This is a genomic window from Rhodoglobus sp. G.S.23, assembly GCF_056675935.1.
The window spans coordinates 984,445-998,284 of sequence record NZ_CM155237.1; the positions used below are offsets into that span (position 1 = coordinate 984,445).

At 61.4% G+C, this 13,840-nt stretch carries 14 protein-coding genes; 10 read left to right on the forward strand and 4 right to left on the reverse strand.

The window, feature by feature from the left end; all coding sequences use genetic code 11:
- Nucleotides 1-25: 25 nt before the first annotated feature.
- From AC1ENN_RS04710 to AC1ENN_RS04720, 3 genes are read left to right on the forward strand one after another with little or no spacing between them, the layout of a single operon-like run.
- On the forward strand, nucleotides 26-1,258 hold the full coding sequence (locus AC1ENN_RS04710) for a TadA family conjugal transfer-associated ATPase (RefSeq protein WP_480406782.1): 1,233 nt from the start codon (nucleotides 26-28) through the stop codon (nucleotides 1,256-1,258).
- Entirely contained in the window at nucleotides 1,255-2,121 is an 867-nt protein-coding gene (locus AC1ENN_RS04715) for a type II secretion system F family protein (RefSeq protein WP_480391945.1), read from the forward strand. Before AC1ENN_RS04710 ends, AC1ENN_RS04715 begins: the two co-directional genes overlap by 4 nt.
- The gene (locus AC1ENN_RS04720; RefSeq protein WP_480391946.1) at nucleotides 2,118-3,056 is read left to right on the forward strand and encodes a type II secretion system F family protein; all 939 of its coding nucleotides are present in this window, start codon (nucleotides 2,118-2,120) and stop codon (nucleotides 3,054-3,056) included. Before AC1ENN_RS04715 ends, AC1ENN_RS04720 begins: the two co-directional genes overlap by 4 nt.
- Here AC1ENN_RS04720 and AC1ENN_RS04725 read toward each other — a convergent pair.
- Nucleotides 3,053-4,657 carry a GTPase family protein gene (locus tag AC1ENN_RS04725; RefSeq protein ID WP_480406783.1) on the reverse strand — a complete coding sequence of 535 codons (1,605 nt, stop codon included), beginning with the start codon at nucleotides 4,655-4,657 and terminating at the stop codon, nucleotides 3,053-3,055. The genes AC1ENN_RS04720 and AC1ENN_RS04725 overlap by 4 nt on opposite strands.
- Nucleotides 4,654-6,414 carry a dynamin family protein gene (locus tag AC1ENN_RS04730; RefSeq protein ID WP_449648531.1) on the reverse strand — a complete coding sequence of 587 codons (1,761 nt, stop codon included), beginning with the start codon at nucleotides 6,412-6,414 and terminating at the stop codon, nucleotides 4,654-4,656. The genes AC1ENN_RS04725 and AC1ENN_RS04730 overlap by 4 nt, the downstream gene beginning before the upstream one ends.
- Nucleotides 6,415-6,545: 131 nt before the next feature.
- Between AC1ENN_RS04730 and AC1ENN_RS04735 the strand changes: the two genes are divergently transcribed.
- The 7 genes from AC1ENN_RS04735 (at nucleotide 6,546) to AC1ENN_RS04765 (ending at nucleotide 11,953) form a co-directional block, all read left to right on the forward strand.
- On the forward strand, nucleotides 6,546-7,592 hold the full coding sequence (locus tag AC1ENN_RS04735; protein WP_480406784.1) for a Gfo/Idh/MocA family protein: 1,047 nt from the start codon (nucleotides 6,546-6,548) through the stop codon (nucleotides 7,590-7,592).
- A gap of 122 nt (nucleotides 7,593-7,714) precedes the next feature.
- Entirely contained in the window at nucleotides 7,715-9,556 is a 1,842-nt protein-coding gene (locus AC1ENN_RS04740; RefSeq protein WP_480406785.1) for a BCCT family transporter, read from the forward strand.
- 48 nt (nucleotides 9,557-9,604) lie between these two features.
- Entirely contained in the window at nucleotides 9,605-9,802 is a 198-nt protein-coding gene (locus AC1ENN_RS04745; RefSeq protein ID WP_449648528.1) for a hypothetical protein, read from the forward strand.
- Nucleotides 9,802-10,254 carry a TadE family protein gene (locus tag AC1ENN_RS04750; protein WP_480391951.1) on the forward strand — a complete coding sequence of 151 codons (453 nt, stop codon included), beginning with the start codon at nucleotides 9,802-9,804 and terminating at the stop codon, nucleotides 10,252-10,254. The genes AC1ENN_RS04745 and AC1ENN_RS04750 overlap by 1 nt, the downstream gene beginning before the upstream one ends.
- On the forward strand, nucleotides 10,229-10,723 hold the full coding sequence (locus AC1ENN_RS04755) for a hypothetical protein (protein WP_480391952.1): 495 nt from the start codon (nucleotides 10,229-10,231) through the stop codon (nucleotides 10,721-10,723). The genes AC1ENN_RS04750 and AC1ENN_RS04755 overlap by 26 nt, the downstream gene beginning before the upstream one ends.
- Nucleotides 10,720-11,166 carry a Tad domain-containing protein gene (locus tag AC1ENN_RS04760; RefSeq protein WP_449648526.1) on the forward strand — a complete coding sequence of 149 codons (447 nt, stop codon included), beginning with the start codon at nucleotides 10,720-10,722 and terminating at the stop codon, nucleotides 11,164-11,166. The genes AC1ENN_RS04755 and AC1ENN_RS04760 overlap by 4 nt, the downstream gene beginning before the upstream one ends.
- Nucleotides 11,167-11,299: 133 nt before the next feature.
- On the forward strand, nucleotides 11,300-11,953 hold the full coding sequence (locus AC1ENN_RS04765) for an SDR family oxidoreductase (RefSeq protein WP_480391953.1): 654 nt from the start codon (nucleotides 11,300-11,302) through the stop codon (nucleotides 11,951-11,953).
- Here AC1ENN_RS04765 and AC1ENN_RS04770 read toward each other — a convergent pair.
- Nucleotides 11,943-12,584: a LysE family translocator gene (locus AC1ENN_RS04770; RefSeq protein ID WP_449648524.1), complete on the reverse strand. Its 642-nt coding sequence runs from the start codon at nucleotides 12,582-12,584 to the stop codon at nucleotides 11,943-11,945. The genes AC1ENN_RS04765 and AC1ENN_RS04770 overlap by 11 nt on opposite strands.
- On the reverse strand, nucleotides 12,581-13,837 hold the full coding sequence (locus AC1ENN_RS04775) for an MFS transporter (protein ID WP_449648523.1): 1,257 nt from the start codon (nucleotides 13,835-13,837) through the stop codon (nucleotides 12,581-12,583). The genes AC1ENN_RS04770 and AC1ENN_RS04775 overlap by 4 nt, the downstream gene beginning before the upstream one ends.
- Nucleotides 13,838-13,840: the final 3 nt, after the last annotated feature.

The window sequence follows — 13,840 nt, forward strand, 5'->3', positions numbered from 1 at the left end:
CGCGCCCGCTCGACACAATATGAGCATGTCTAACGCTCTGGCGACCATCGCCGATCAGGTTCGCCAACGTGTACGTCGTGACGGGGTTGACCTCTCGCGCGACAGCGAACTTGCCTCGCGTTACGTTCGCGATGAGGTGCGGCGTTACAGCGAGCGTGCTCTTGGTGGTTCAGTGCCGTTGCTCGGGGACGAGGCGCAGGCTGCCCGCGAGGTGGTAGCTGCGCTGACCGGGTACGGTCCGCTCCAGCCGTTCTTTGACGATGACACCGTTGAGGAGCTCTGGATTAACGGACCCGAGCAGATCTTTGTTGCCCGCAACGGGGTTCCCGAGTTCACGGGCATCCGCCTCACTGACTCTCAAGTTCGAGACCTCGTCGAGCGGATGCTGCAAACCTCCGGTCGCCGTGTTGACCTTAGTTCTCCGTTTGTTGATGCCTCGCTGCCTGATGGTTCGCGACTGCACGTGGTCATTCCCGATGTCACTCGCAAACACTGGGCGGTGAACGTACGCAAGTTCAGCAAACACATCCGCGACCTTGATCGTTTGGTCGAACTCGGCAGCCTCACCCAGCATGCCGCCGACTATTTGCGACTGTGCGTGTTGTCTGGCCAAAACATTGTGGTGTCTGGTGCTACGCAGAGCGGTAAGACCACAATGCTCAATGCGCTGCTTGCTGCCGGGCGGCCCAACGAACGAGTCGTGACGGTTGAGGAGACGTTCGAGCTGAGCGTTCCTAGTCGCGACAGCGTCGGTATGCAGTGCCGTCAGCCCAGCCTCGAAGGAACCGGTGAGATCAGTCTGCGGCGCCTCATCAAAGAAGCGTTGCGGATGCGCCCCGACCGGCTCGTCGTCGGCGAAGTGCGCGATGCCGAGTCTCTCGACCTCCTCATCGCTCTCAATAGTGGGCTGCCGGGGATGTCGAGCATCCACGCCAACAGTGCTCGCGAAGCGCTCGTCAAGCTGTGCACCCTGCCCCTGCTCGCCGGCCGCAACATCGACTCCAGCTTTGTCGTACCCACCGTTGCCAGCTCTGTGGATGTCGTCGTGCACTGCGAGCTGACATCACAGGGCACTAGGCGGGTTGTTGAGATCGCGTCGCTCAGTGGTGAAGTTAGCGAAGGGGCGGTCGAAAGCATGGCTCTCTTTCGCACGGTACAGGGCACGCTCGTCCACACCGGTGCAATTCCGGCGCGGTTAGCCAAATTCCATGCTGCCGGAACCGACCCCGTTTCGCTGTTGTTGACGGCAGTCGCGTGAGTCTCCTGCTTGGCATCACGCTCTCGGTGGGCACAGTGCTGATCGCTGCGACCTTTATGTGGCCGGCACGCCGCGAACGCCAAGCGCGTGAACGTTCAGCGTGGTCTCGCCGGATGCGAGAACGACTCGTACAGGCGGGGCTCCCCACAACAAGCCCCGCCGTGGTCGTGATCGTTTCTCTTGTGCTCGCGCTGGCGGTTGGCGCGCTCACGCTTGTGCTCACTACAGTTCTTGCTGTCGTGGTCTGTGCCGCGGCAACCGCGCTCGTAGCGCCAACGCTCGCAATCAGTTGGCGTGCGCGGGTTCGACGTCGAGCAACCCGGGTTGTATGGCCAGACGTAGTTGATCAGCTGGTTTCGGCTGTGCGATCGGGGCTTGCCCTCCCCGACAGCCTCATGACACTGGCGCAGACCGGCCCAGCGGTGACGCGCAGCGCATTCGTGTCCTTCTCTCAGCGCTATCGAACGACCGGCAATTTCTCCATCGCTGTCGACGAATTGAAGGTGGCGCTCGCCGATCCCGTTGCCGACCGCATCCTCGAAACCTTGCGGATGTCACGCGAGGTCGGAGGAAGTGAACTCACCAACGTCTTGCGAAGCTTGAGCGTGTATTTGCGCCAGGAGGCGGCGATCCGATCCGAGATCGAGGCGCGCCAGTCGTGGGTAATGAACGCGGCCCGCCTTGGGCTGGCGGCGCCATGGGTTGTTCTGTTTCTGCTCACCACCCGTCCTGAGGCTGCTCTCGCCTACAACTCAACGGGAGGAATCGCGCTCATAGTCGCTGGGCTTGCGCTGTCCGTTCTTGCCTACCGAATCATGGCGGGCATCGGCCGACTTCCCGAGCAGCCGAGGTGGTTCGCATGAGCGACTCTCTCGCCTGGGCCATCGTTGTTGGCATCGCCGGCGGGCTTGGCCTGTGGTCGATTCTCAGTCTCATCCCGCGTCTCAGTCGGCCGACACTCGCAAACCGTGTTGCCCCGTATGTGATCGACGTTTCGGCGGGCGCCCGCGAGCATGTCGCCCCGCGCTCGATCGGTCCACTTCCTGTCTTGGGGGTGCTGTTCGTCCCTGCGGTTCGCTGGTTGCGCAGCAGTTTGGCGTCAGTCGCTGGCGGTGGCGATCTTATTGCGCGACGTCTGCGTCAGGCCGGTTCTGAGATGAGCGTCGAAACTTATCGCTCACAGCAACTACTTGCGGTGCTCGGCGGTGCACTGTTGGGGGTCGTCTTCGACGTGACAGTCGCGAACGCGCAGCAGGTTCCCCTTGTCGCGCAGGCGGTGCTGGTGGTGGTTGGTGGCGTTGTCGGAATCACGGTGCGCGATTATCTTCTTCAGCGATCTGCGAAGAACCGCATCCGTCGTCTCACCTCCGAGTTGCCAGTAGTGCTTGAGTTCCTCGCATTGAGCCTCTCTGCTGGTGAGGGAATTCTGGATGCCGTGCGCCGCGTTTCGCAGGTCAGTGGCGGCGAGCTTTCGCGCGAACTCGCCCGCGTTGTGGCGTCCGTGAACACGGGACTCCCGTTCGGCGAAACGTTGGGTGCGCTTTCGCGCGAGCTCGAACTCCCACCGTTTGCGCGCTGTGTCGACCAGGTTCTGGGCGCGCTCGATCGTGGCTCCCCTCTATCAGAAGTGCTGCAAGCTCAGGCGCAGGATGCTCGCGAAGAGTCCAAGCGCGAACTGCTCGAGCTTGCCGGCAAGAAGGAGGTCGCGATGCTCTTCCCGCTCGTGTTCCTTATCTTGCCTATCACGATCGCGTTCGCGATTTTCCCCGGCATCTTCGTGTTGCAGGTCGGGTTCTAGCGCCGCGCGATCTGCAGCGCGGCCGACACCGCACGCGCCTGCTCAAGAGCCGCGACCACGGGAGCCACAACATCCCGCTGCACAACCTCGTCAACAGAAGCGAGAAGGCGACGGCGGGCACGGCGGCGGCGGCCACCGGCAGTCAGGGCACTGAGCGCCGCCGAAAGCAAGCCAAGCACGATGCCGATCAGTACCGCCGCAATTAGCAATAACGCCGGTATCGCCCAACCTGCCAACGGACCTTCCTGAACGGCAGGGAGCGGGAATGCCGGCAAGCCAAACGTGGGCAACAGCGCCGCACCGACCAACCACAGGGCTCCGCCCAATCCGATAACAACGGCGATCCACTGCACGATGCCGACCAGCACCCACCACCAGGAACCCTTCGCGGGCAGGGGGGTGCGAGCGATCGTGAGATCGAGAGTCGAGGGCAGAGCATCGAGAGTCTGCTCCGCGGTGGCGCGGGCGGCAGCCCGCCACGGGGGCGAAACGCTGGCTACGGTTTCGTCGGTGAAGGTACGCACGGCCATCGACATCCGAGCCTGGGCGCCGGCGCTGAGCAGCGGCATGCTTGTGCGGTGAACATCGGGGTCATCGCCGCGACGCTTCGGGCCAAGACCCAGCCGGGTGAGCGGATCAGCGCGCAAGCGACCAATCCACGACACGAGCGGCCAGCCCGTCGCCTGCCCGGAACGCTTGCGATACGAGCGTGCAACAGCGGATGCCACGAGATCGACACCGGCAGCGGTGCCGACCTCGTCGCGCAGGCGGGCCGTGCTCTTCGCGCTCACCTTCTGCGGGGTGCCGGGGTCGTCAATGCGGGCGGCAAGAGTTTGCACGTCAGCGCTCAGCCGCGCATCCCGCACCGCCTTCGACGCGGCAAGGTCACCGATCGCGGCGCGCAAAGCATCAATACCTTCACCCGTGCGGGCGCTCACCGGCAACACCCGGGCACGGGGGAGGCCATCCCGTTCGACAATCGCTTGCAGCGACTTTACGACAGCGACACGATCATCCGCGCTCAACAGATCCACCTGATTGAGCACGACCAGAGTGACCGCAGCATGACGGGCATGAGGCGCAATGAACTGAGCGTGCAACACGTCGTCGGCATACTTTTGCGGGTCAACAACCCAGATCAGGGCATCCACTTGGCCGGCTAGTCGTTCGGCGACGGCACGATTGCCGGCCTCGACCGAGTCGACGTCGGGAAGATCGACGAGCACGAGCTTGCTGGCGCGCGGGTCAATCGGAGTGGGGCGCTCAACACGCTCGCGAATCTCAAGCCAGTCGAGCAGGTCGGCAGAACCCGCGGCATCCCACAGCACGGCAAGGGGTTGCGAGGTAGTCGGGCGGCGCACATGAGCGACCGCCACTTCTGCGCCGACGAGCGCATTCACGAGACTTGATTTTCCTGAACCAGTTGCACCAAAAACGCCAACCACAGTGTGTTCGGATGAGCGCGAGCGCCGCTCCTCGGCTTGCTGCAACAGTGCGCGGGCGTCATCCAGCAGATCGGAGGGTATACGGCCGACCCCGGCATCAGCCACGGTGCGCAGAGCGGCCACGCGCTCGTCGAGGCTCGGCTTGGCGGCGCTCACGAGTCGTTCCTCGCCGCGCGCGCCACGTCGTCGATGAGCACCTGCGATTCGCGTCGCAAGGTTGCGGGGTCCGCACCGAAACGGAGAGGTTCCATCGCCGCATCCACTCGCGCGATCTCGGTATCGAAGAGGGCGCGCACACGCTCCTGCAGATCGAGGCGGGCCTGGCTCGCAAGGTGACGCACGGCATCCTCGCCGAAGACGGTCTCCAACAGTTTTTGACCGAGCACAGCAGAACCGCCGGCGATCGCAATCTCGCCACCCGTCAGGCCACCGGTTGACGCAAACACGACAATCATGAGCGCAACCGTTACGACATTCAGGCCGAGCGAAAGCACGCGTGCCCGGATGCGCTTGTTGCCCGCATTGTCATGAATGAGCTGCATCAGCGCGCCCTGCCACTCCCGAATCATCGACGTCGTGGCCTGACGCAGTTCCGGGCTCTCAGCTGACAGCGTCGGATGCTGCTCCGCGATCGAGCGACCAGGAGCGCTGCGCTCAAGATCGGCCCACACAGCCGCAGCCGCCCGCCCGGCCTGGTCAGCGATGACAGCCTGCAATCCCGTCTCGATCTGGGTCTCGACCTCGACAACAGGGCTCGGCTTGCCCGTAATCCAGGCGGTCGCTTTGTCGCGGGTGCGCGAGAACCACGAATCAACTTTGCGAAAGAAGTCGGAGGTTCCTACGAAGTCTTGCCAGCGTGCCAGCACCTCACCGCGCATCAGTGCGCCGTTCTGAGTAGCTTCGTCCACGGCCTTGATTGCGGTCTCATAGTGCGCAGCGGCGGCAGCATGCACGGAGTCGAGCCAGTCGAGTTGCTGCTGCCGGGCATCCGCAATGAGCCTCACGTGACGGTCGAGGTCAGTGATCGCGCCGCTCAGGGTGCGGGCAGCGATGCGCGTGCGGGCTTCGCGGTCGCTGGCGATTCCCTCGAGCCAAGCGCGCGCACCGGCGACGGCACCAGCGGGAAGCATTCCGAGTTCGTCGAGCGGCTGCTCGTCAATAGAGAACACAGGAGCATCGGAAAGACCACGCTCAGCGAGCATTTCGCGCAGATCGGGCAACACCTCAGCAACAGCTCCCGGCGGCACGCGGTTGAGCACGATGCCCACGGTGATCGATCGTGCTGCGGCGCTTTCGAGTAGTCGCCACGGCACCGCATCGGCGTAGCGATTGGCGGTCGTGACAAACAGCCACAAATCGGCAGCAGCCAACAATTGCGAGGCGAGGGCGCGATTTTCGTCTGCGACCGAGTCGATGTCCGGTGCATCAATAATCGCGAGTGAACGGGGAACACTTTCATGCTCAAGCAGCATGAGCTCGCCGATGCGCGACTTTTCGGGCGCATCTCCCGCACTCGACGCTGGCGTGCCTGGGGCACTAATTCGCCCGCGCACGCGCGCGAGCCCCGGCAAAATTCGGTCGCTCGCAAACCACCCGGCATCAACGGGAGCATGAACAAGAATGGGTTGACGAGTGGTGGGACGGATTACGCCGGCACGCGTCGTCGCGACACCGAGTAGGGCGTTCACGATCGTCGATTTACCCGCGCCCGTCGACCCACCGACCACCGCAAGAAGAGGAGCATCAAGATCGGCAAGCCGTGGGCGAATGTAATCATCGATTTGACGTACAGCCGCCGCCGCAGCTTCTCGCTGCACCGCAACATCGTCAAGAGTCACCGTCAAGCCAGCATCAGCGAGCGAGGCTCGCAGGCGCTCGAGTGACACGATCGCGGGCACACTATTGTCGGTCACCGCTTAAGCATGCCGGGTGCGGAGCCAGTTCGCTAACTTTTTTGACAGCAACCGCACCATGTTCTGGAGTGACGCTCGGGTTCTAGACTGGTCGAGGCCTGCGGTAAGCAGGTGGCGCGACAACGACAAGGATGAAATTGTTCCCCACCACGTTCCCAGCCCCAATCATTCCTCCTGCAGACTCCGTGCCGGCACTGCGCTGGGGCATCCTGGCGCCCGGTGGAATCGCCGCGACGTTCGCCGCCGCCGTGCAAGCCCACACCGAGCAAAAACTTGTCGCCGTGGCATCCCGCAGCCTCGACCGTGCCCAAGACTTTGCCAACACTTGGGGCATCGCGAACGCCTACGGCGACTGCACCGAACTTCTCGCCAACCCCGACGTTGACGTTGTTTACATTGCCGCCCAGCAGCACGTACACCGCGACCTCGCGCTGCAGGCAATCGCAGCAGGCAAGCACCTGCTCATCGAAAAGCCTTTCGCCATGAACGGTGCTGAAGCTCGTGACATTGTCGCCGCAGCACGCGCCGCTGGCGTCTTTGTCATGGAAGCCATGTGGACCCGCTACCTGCCTCAAACCTCCATCATTACCCAGCTCATCGCCGACGGCGTCCTCGGCGACATCCAGCTTGTCACCGCCGATCACGGTCAAAACATTCCTGAAGGTCACCGGGTGCGCTCGCTCGCCAGCGGGGGAGGAGCCCTACTCGACCTCGGCATCTACCCGATCGCCTTCGCTTCACAAATTCTGGGTACCCCAACCGCCATCCACAACGTCGGCTCGCTCATCGAGACCGGGGTGGATGCCCAATCCCTCCTTACTCTCAGCTACGAGGGCGCGGCTCAAGCCCAACTCAACACAACATTGCTCGCACGCACTCCCATCACGGCATCCGTTGCGGGCACCGCTGCACTACTGCAGGTCGGCGGAGCCTTCTTCACCCCGAGTAGCCTCACTCTTTTGAAGCCCGGCTTCAGCGGGGAATCAATTCGCTGGAACGACGAGACCGGCGTTGTCGGCCACCGCGGACTCAGCTGCCAAGCAACAGCGCTTGCCGGTTATGTAGCGCAGGGGCTCACCGAATCACCCGTGCATGCCCTCGACGAGACGGTCGCTATCCTCGACACCATCGACAGCGCTCGCTGGCAATTGGGCTATCGCTTCGAATCGGAGCAGTAGCGCCACCGGATCAACCACGAGGAAGGCACGCTGCGGGCACAGCCAATACGGGGAAATGGTGAGAGTGCAGTCCCCTGAGTCTGTACGCTGATTAGCGTCAAAACCACGCGATCGGAGTTGCCATGACCGCAGAATCGACCCTCCCCACCGAACCAGGTGCACCGGAGAGGCCTAAAGCAACGAAGTTTCTTGCACCGTGGGTCTTCTGGCCGGCCGCAGGCATCATCATCGTCATCACGGCGTTCTCTATGCTCGCGCCCAAGATCTCTAAGACAGTGTTCGACACTTTGCAGTCGAGCGTCATCAATTCGTTCAGCTGGTACTACGTACTTATCGCGGCATTCTTTGTAGCCTTCGCGCTATGGCTCGGCTTCAGCCGATTTGGCGACATCAAGCTGGGTAAGGATGACGACGATCCTGAGTTCTCGATGATCTCCTGGATCTCCTTCCTCTTCGCTGCCGGTATGGGCATCGGTCTCGTCTTCTACGGTGTTGCCGAACCGCTCAGTCATTTCGCAAACCCGCGACCCGGCGTCACCGGAACAGAGATTGAGCTCGCGCAGAAAGCGATGAGCCAAACCTTCCTGCACTGGGGTGTGCACGCGTGGGCGATTTACGTGGTCGTCGGGCTGGCACTCGCCTACGCGATTCACCGTCGTGGCCGCCCGATCTCGATCCGCTGGACCCTGGAGCCACTGCTCGGCAAGCGAGTTCGCGGCGGTTGGGGCAACCTCATCGATGTCATTGCGTTGGTCGGAACAGTCTTTGGTGTTGCTACCTCGCTCGGCCTGGGTGTGCTCCAGATCTCGGCAGGTCTTGAAAAGACCGGTGTCGCCGAGTCGAACCTGACCACCCAGATCATGGTCATCGTCGTTATCGTCGCGTTCACGATCCTCTCCCTGGTCTCCGGTATCGGAAAGGGCATGAAGTGGTTATCGACCACCAACCTGCTTCTGGCGGCCGTGCTGCTTGTGTTCCTGTTGATCGTCGGCCCGACCGCGTTCCTTTTCCGTGAATTTGTGCAGTCCATGGGTAACTACCTCCAAGGCTTCATCGGCCTCGCTTTCAACGTCAGCGCCTACGCCGGCGATGCTGGCGAACAGTGGCAAGCGGGCTGGACAACGTTCTACTGGGGTTGGTGGATGTCGTGGGCCCCGTTCGTTGGTGTCTTCATCGCCCGTGTTTCCAAGGGCCGCACTGTGCGCGAATTTGTTGGCGGTGTGATGCTGGTTCCCACCGTGCTCACATTCCTCTGGTTCAGTGTGCTCGGCGGCAACGCGATCTATCGCGAGCTCTACGGTCAGGGCGGACTCATTGCCGCTGACGGGTCAGTGGATGCCGACTCGGCTCTCTTCGACCTGCTCGCCGGATTGCCAGCGGGCACCGCTCTCACGTTCGGTGCGATTCTCCTGATCGGAATCTTCTTCATCACCTCGGCTGATTCGGGCGCGCTTGTGATGTCGATGATCGCCACTGGTGGCTCGGCAGAACCGCCGAAGCGCATACGGATTTTCTTCGCACTGCTTGCGTCGTTCTTGGCGATCGCTTTGCTGATCACTGGTGGCCTTCAAACCCTGCAGACCGCAGCAATTCTCTCCGCGTTGCCCTTCAGTATCGTCATGTTGATGATGTGCGCGGCGACAGTAATCGCCTTTAGCCGGGAGCGACGGGCCTATGAACGAGCTCAGCGCGCACAATTTGTCGACCACATTGGTGATTTCTACGGCCTCGAAGTTGAGGCGCCGCTTCTGCGTGAGCCCTCTAACCCGCTGCGCGCGGCTCTTGATCGTCTTCGCAAGAAGGCTGTTCAGACAGGCGGAGGAATCTCGCAGGGAACAGAGGATGCAATTCTTGCCGACAAGGGGCTGATCCTGCCAGACAACATCGCTCAGGCCGACGCAATCGTTGAAGATGAAGTGCAGCGTCTACAGGACGGGCCCGAGGTCGATCCCCGCTCTGACTAGCTGTGGAAAAATCGCGCAAGCAATTGTGTTTCCCTCAATGATGGCAGAGTGAAATCATCTCAAATCATTCTGACGAGCGGGCTTACCCGAGGCACCCGAACGCTCAACTCAGAGCGAGGCGACGTGCCGGGCTGGGTGCTGATTACGTTGATGACCGCAGGTCTTGTGATCATAATTTGGGGTCTTGCGGGGCCAGCACTCAGCTCGGTGTTCGAACAGGCGATTGATCGCGTAACAGGCTTCTAGTGTGCCCCGCTGCTAGCGGCTCTTGCTCCGCACCGCGCTCAAACACTTGGGGCCACGCGGCCGTTGCGCGGCTGCGAGCTGACGAGACTGGCTCGGCGATTGTCGAGTTTGTTCTCGTATCAGCATTGTTGACGGTGCTCACTCTGAGCGTTATCCAGTTGGGGCTTGCCCTGCACATCCGAAACACGGTGTTGGATGCCGCGGCGGAGGGTGCGCGCTTCGCTTCACTCGCCGATACTTCACTCGCCGATGGTGTTGCACGCTCTCAAGACCTCATTTCGACTGCGCTCTCGCCCGGCTATGCCGCCGACGTCACAGCAAACGCCACCAACCACCTCGGCCAGCCCTCGGTGATTGTCACCGTGCGCACACCACTGCCGCTATTCGGTTTGATCGGCATTGACGACGGTTTGGAGGTGTCTGGCTTTGCCCCCATCGAACAGGTTCGCTAGCGTCATCCGGCTCGCTCAACGCAAATGGGGGAGCCTGGGCGACGACGCAGGTTCGTCAACCCTTGAGTTCATCACCGTGGGAATGATCATGCTCATCCCTCTCGTTTATTTGGTCCTGACGATGTCTGCGATCCAAGGTGGCGCTTTGGCCGCCGAGGGCGCTGCTCGCCAAGCAGTGCGTGTGTTCGTTCAGGCAGACACTCTCGCTGAGGCCGAAAGTTCTGCGGAGCGCGCTATCGAATTTGCTCTCGACAATTACGGGATCGATCCCTCGGATGCCTCCGTAGAGATCGTCTGCTCACCCGACCCGGCGAACTGTCTCACTCGTCGTGGCTACGTCACGGTCACCATTGCCGTTGACATAGCTTTGCCGCTCGCGCCGCCGGTGCTCACAGGAAACTTTCCCGCGCAGATTCCCCTTGATGCCACGGCTACTCAACAAGTTTCACAATTTAGAGGTTCTCGATGACACCGAGAGAAGAGGGATTCGACGGTGAGCGAGGGTCGGCGCTCCTCCTCACGATCTTTTACTCCTTCCTCTCGCTCGTCCTCGTCTTTATGGTCGTCGCCGCCACTTCGCTCTACCTCGAACGAAAACGACTCTTTACTCTCGCCGATGGAGCAGCGCTCGTCGGTGCCGAGTCCTATGACCTCGATGATGTCGAACTCACCCCAACGGGCTATCGGCCACAACTCACCAACGCGAAAGTCGCCTCGGCGGTTGCCAGTTATGTCACGGCGAATCGCGGCGACGGATTTTCTGAGCTTCGGATCGAAGAAGCGACGACGAACGACGCGGCGAGTGCGACAGTTTCCCTTTCCGCATACTGGAAGCCACCGTTCGTCTCGCTACTTGTGCCGGAGGGCATCCGAATTGACGTCACTGCAACCGCGCGATCGGTGTTTTCCTAGCCAGTAATGGGGCATGCCCAGCAAGCGCTCCAGCAGTATTTAGCAAACGTTCGTGCAGCAAACAGGGAGCTTCGCTTCGTAGCGTAGAGGGTGCACTTGACGAAAGTGTGCAACCCCCACGAAGGAGATAGCCATGAAACGAATCGTTATCGTCGGCGGCCACGGCAAGATTGCCATGAGCCTCGCAGAAATACTTAGTGGCGAAGGTCACCATGTGCACTCCCTGATTCGCAACGCCGATCAAGAAGCGGAGATTAGCGCTACCGGTGCGATGCCCGTTGTCGCAGATATCGAGGCGCTCAGTGCCGCAGAGCTATCTGAAATCTTCACCGGACACGACGCCGTAGTCTTCGCTGCCGGTGCGGGTGGTGGAAGCCCCGAACGCACCTACGCCGTCGACCGCGACGCCGCTATTCGAACGATGGATGCTGCGGCTCACGCTGGCGTTCACCGCTACGTCATGCTCTCGTACAAGGGCGCGAGCCTCGATCATGGTGTGCCGGAAGATAATGACTTCTTCGCCTACGCCGAATCGAAGGCTGCTGCCGACGACCACCTCCGCAAGGGACCGCTGCAGTACACAATTGTTGGTCCAGGATCGCTCTCCAGCGAACCCGCATCAGGAAAAATCGACGTTGGCGCTGCCGCGACGGCCGAGCATGCAGCGCGCGATAATGTGGCTCGAGTCATTGCCACGGTGATAGACAGCGACAACACCATCGGGCAGACCATCGAGTTCATGGATGGGTCAACTCCGATCTCCGAGGCTATTGCCGCTATTGCTTAGCGTGCGGGATAAACAACGAACCGACGCCTAGCACGATAAGAGCAACACCGCCGATTGCTGACAGCGTGGTTATGCGGTGGGGTGAACGCGCAAACCAGTCGCGCGCGAACCCCGCCGCTACCGCCCACGTCGTGTCAGTAATCACGGCGATTCCCATGAAGAGCATGCCGAGCACGAGCAGTTGAAGCTGCACGCTCCCGGAGCTGAAGCTCACAAATTGGGGGAGCACGGCAACAAAGAACACGGTCGCTTTGGGATTCGTGATTCCGACAACGAAACCTTGGCTGAAAACCTTCCACTGCGAGCTCTTCTTCGGGGAAGCGGCATCCGTCGCAGCATGAGCATTTCGGTGGCGAATCGCCTGCACTCCGAGGTAGATCAGGTACGCAGCGCCCAAATATTTCACCACGGTAAAGGCGATCACTGATTGCGCGATGATCGTGCCGACGCCAAAGGCGACACCGATCACAAGCACAACTCCGCCAGTGGCGTTTCCGAGCGAACTGATGATGCCGCCGAGTTTTCCCAACGATAGAGATCGACCGATCAGAAAAAGCACGCTCGGGCCTGGAATCAGGATGATGGGCATGGCCACCAGGACGAATGCGATCAGGTTTGCGGTGGGGATCACTTCTGCGGCTTCTGGATGTAGCGCGGAACGTAGCGCAGCATTATTCCGGCCCCGATCAGTCCCAAGATTCCTACCGCGCCGGCGGCGAATGATATTGATGCGATGGCGGTGATTCCCGCGATCATTAGCGGCGAGGCCGCTTGGCCCACGCCGCCGGTGAATCGCCATGCGCCAAGGAAGGGTGCCGGGTTCTTAGGGGGAGCGAGGTCAGCCCCGAGCGTCATGAGAATCCCACTGCCGAGCCCGTTGGCAAGAGACAAGAACATGGCGGCAAAGATGAACCACGCTGTGTTAGCGCTCACGTCGTGAGTGACAGAGAGCACGAGGTGCCCGATTCCGAGGCCAATGAGTGATGGCACTGCTGTCCAGAGGCGACCGAAGCGATCCATGATCTGACCGCCGGTATAGAAGAGAGCGAAGTCAACGGCGCCGGCAATTCCGATAATGATGGCGGTGTTGGCGTCGGCGATGCCTATGCTGACGGCCCACAAGGGGAGGATGACCTGGCGACTGGCGCGCATTGCACCGATCACCGCTGCACCAAGACCGAGGCGCGAAAGCACAGCGCGGTTGCGTCGGATCGTGGCGAAGAGTCCGTGGGCTTCTTGCTCCACGAGAGCTTCTCCGTCGCGGAGGGTTCGATCATTAACCCGTGAGGTATGCACGGCACCAAACGTGGTCGCGGGGTCTGGCAAGAGAATGAGTACAAGTGCGGCTGCGATGGCAGCAACGACGTGGATCCAGAAAGCGGCGATCACCGTTCCGGTGAGGTGGATAATTCCTGCAGAGATGAACGGTCCTATGAAGACGCCAAGACGGAACGTGCCGCCCAGAGTCGACAGCGCCCGAGCGCGATAGGACACGGGAACAAAGCTGGTAAGAAAAGCGTGCCGGGCCAACGCGAATACGGCCGCCGCGAGGCCAATGAGAAGCACCCCGAATCCGAGCGCTACCGGGTTGGGCGCGAGAATTGCGACAACAACTCCGATGATCGAGAGTGCACTAGCGCCGATCATGGCCGGGCGTTCGCCGATGCGAGAGATGAGCCATCCACTCGGAATATTGCCGAACAACTCGCCGAGAGTCAGAACCGCCGCAACGAGGCCCGCAATTGCCAGCGACGCCCCCAGACTGTCAGCGGCGATCGGAATCAGCGGAATAATCGCGCCTTCACCAATAGAAAACAGCAGCGTCGGTAAAAGAACGGGCAGCCCTATCGAGCGCCAGCTAAAGGATTGTTCTGTTGTGCTCATCGT

Excerpts from the sequence above, each read along its gene's own strand:
- AC1ENN_RS04740 (WP_480406785.1), top strand. The coding sequence starts at position 7,715 with ATGACCGCAGAATCGACCCTCCCCACCGAACCAGGTGCACCGGAGAGG.
- AC1ENN_RS04760 (WP_449648526.1), top strand. The coding sequence starts at position 10,720 with ATGACACCGAGAGAAGAGGGATTCGACGGTGAGCGAGGGTCGGCGCTC.
- AC1ENN_RS04735 (WP_480406784.1), top strand. The coding sequence starts at position 6,546 with ATGAAATTGTTCCCCACCACGTTCCCAGCCCCAATCATTCCTCCTGCA.
- AC1ENN_RS04775 (WP_449648523.1), bottom strand. The coding sequence starts at position 13,837 with ATGAGCACAACAGAACAATCCTTTAGCTGGCGCTCGATAGGGCTGCCC.
- AC1ENN_RS04710 (WP_480406782.1), top strand. The coding sequence starts at position 26 with ATGTCTAACGCTCTGGCGACCATCGCCGATCAGGTTCGCCAACGTGTA.
- AC1ENN_RS04720 (WP_480391946.1), top strand. The coding sequence starts at position 2,118 with ATGAGCGACTCTCTCGCCTGGGCCATCGTTGTTGGCATCGCCGGCGGG.
- AC1ENN_RS04765 (WP_480391953.1), top strand. The coding sequence starts at position 11,300 with ATGAAACGAATCGTTATCGTCGGCGGCCACGGCAAGATTGCCATGAGC.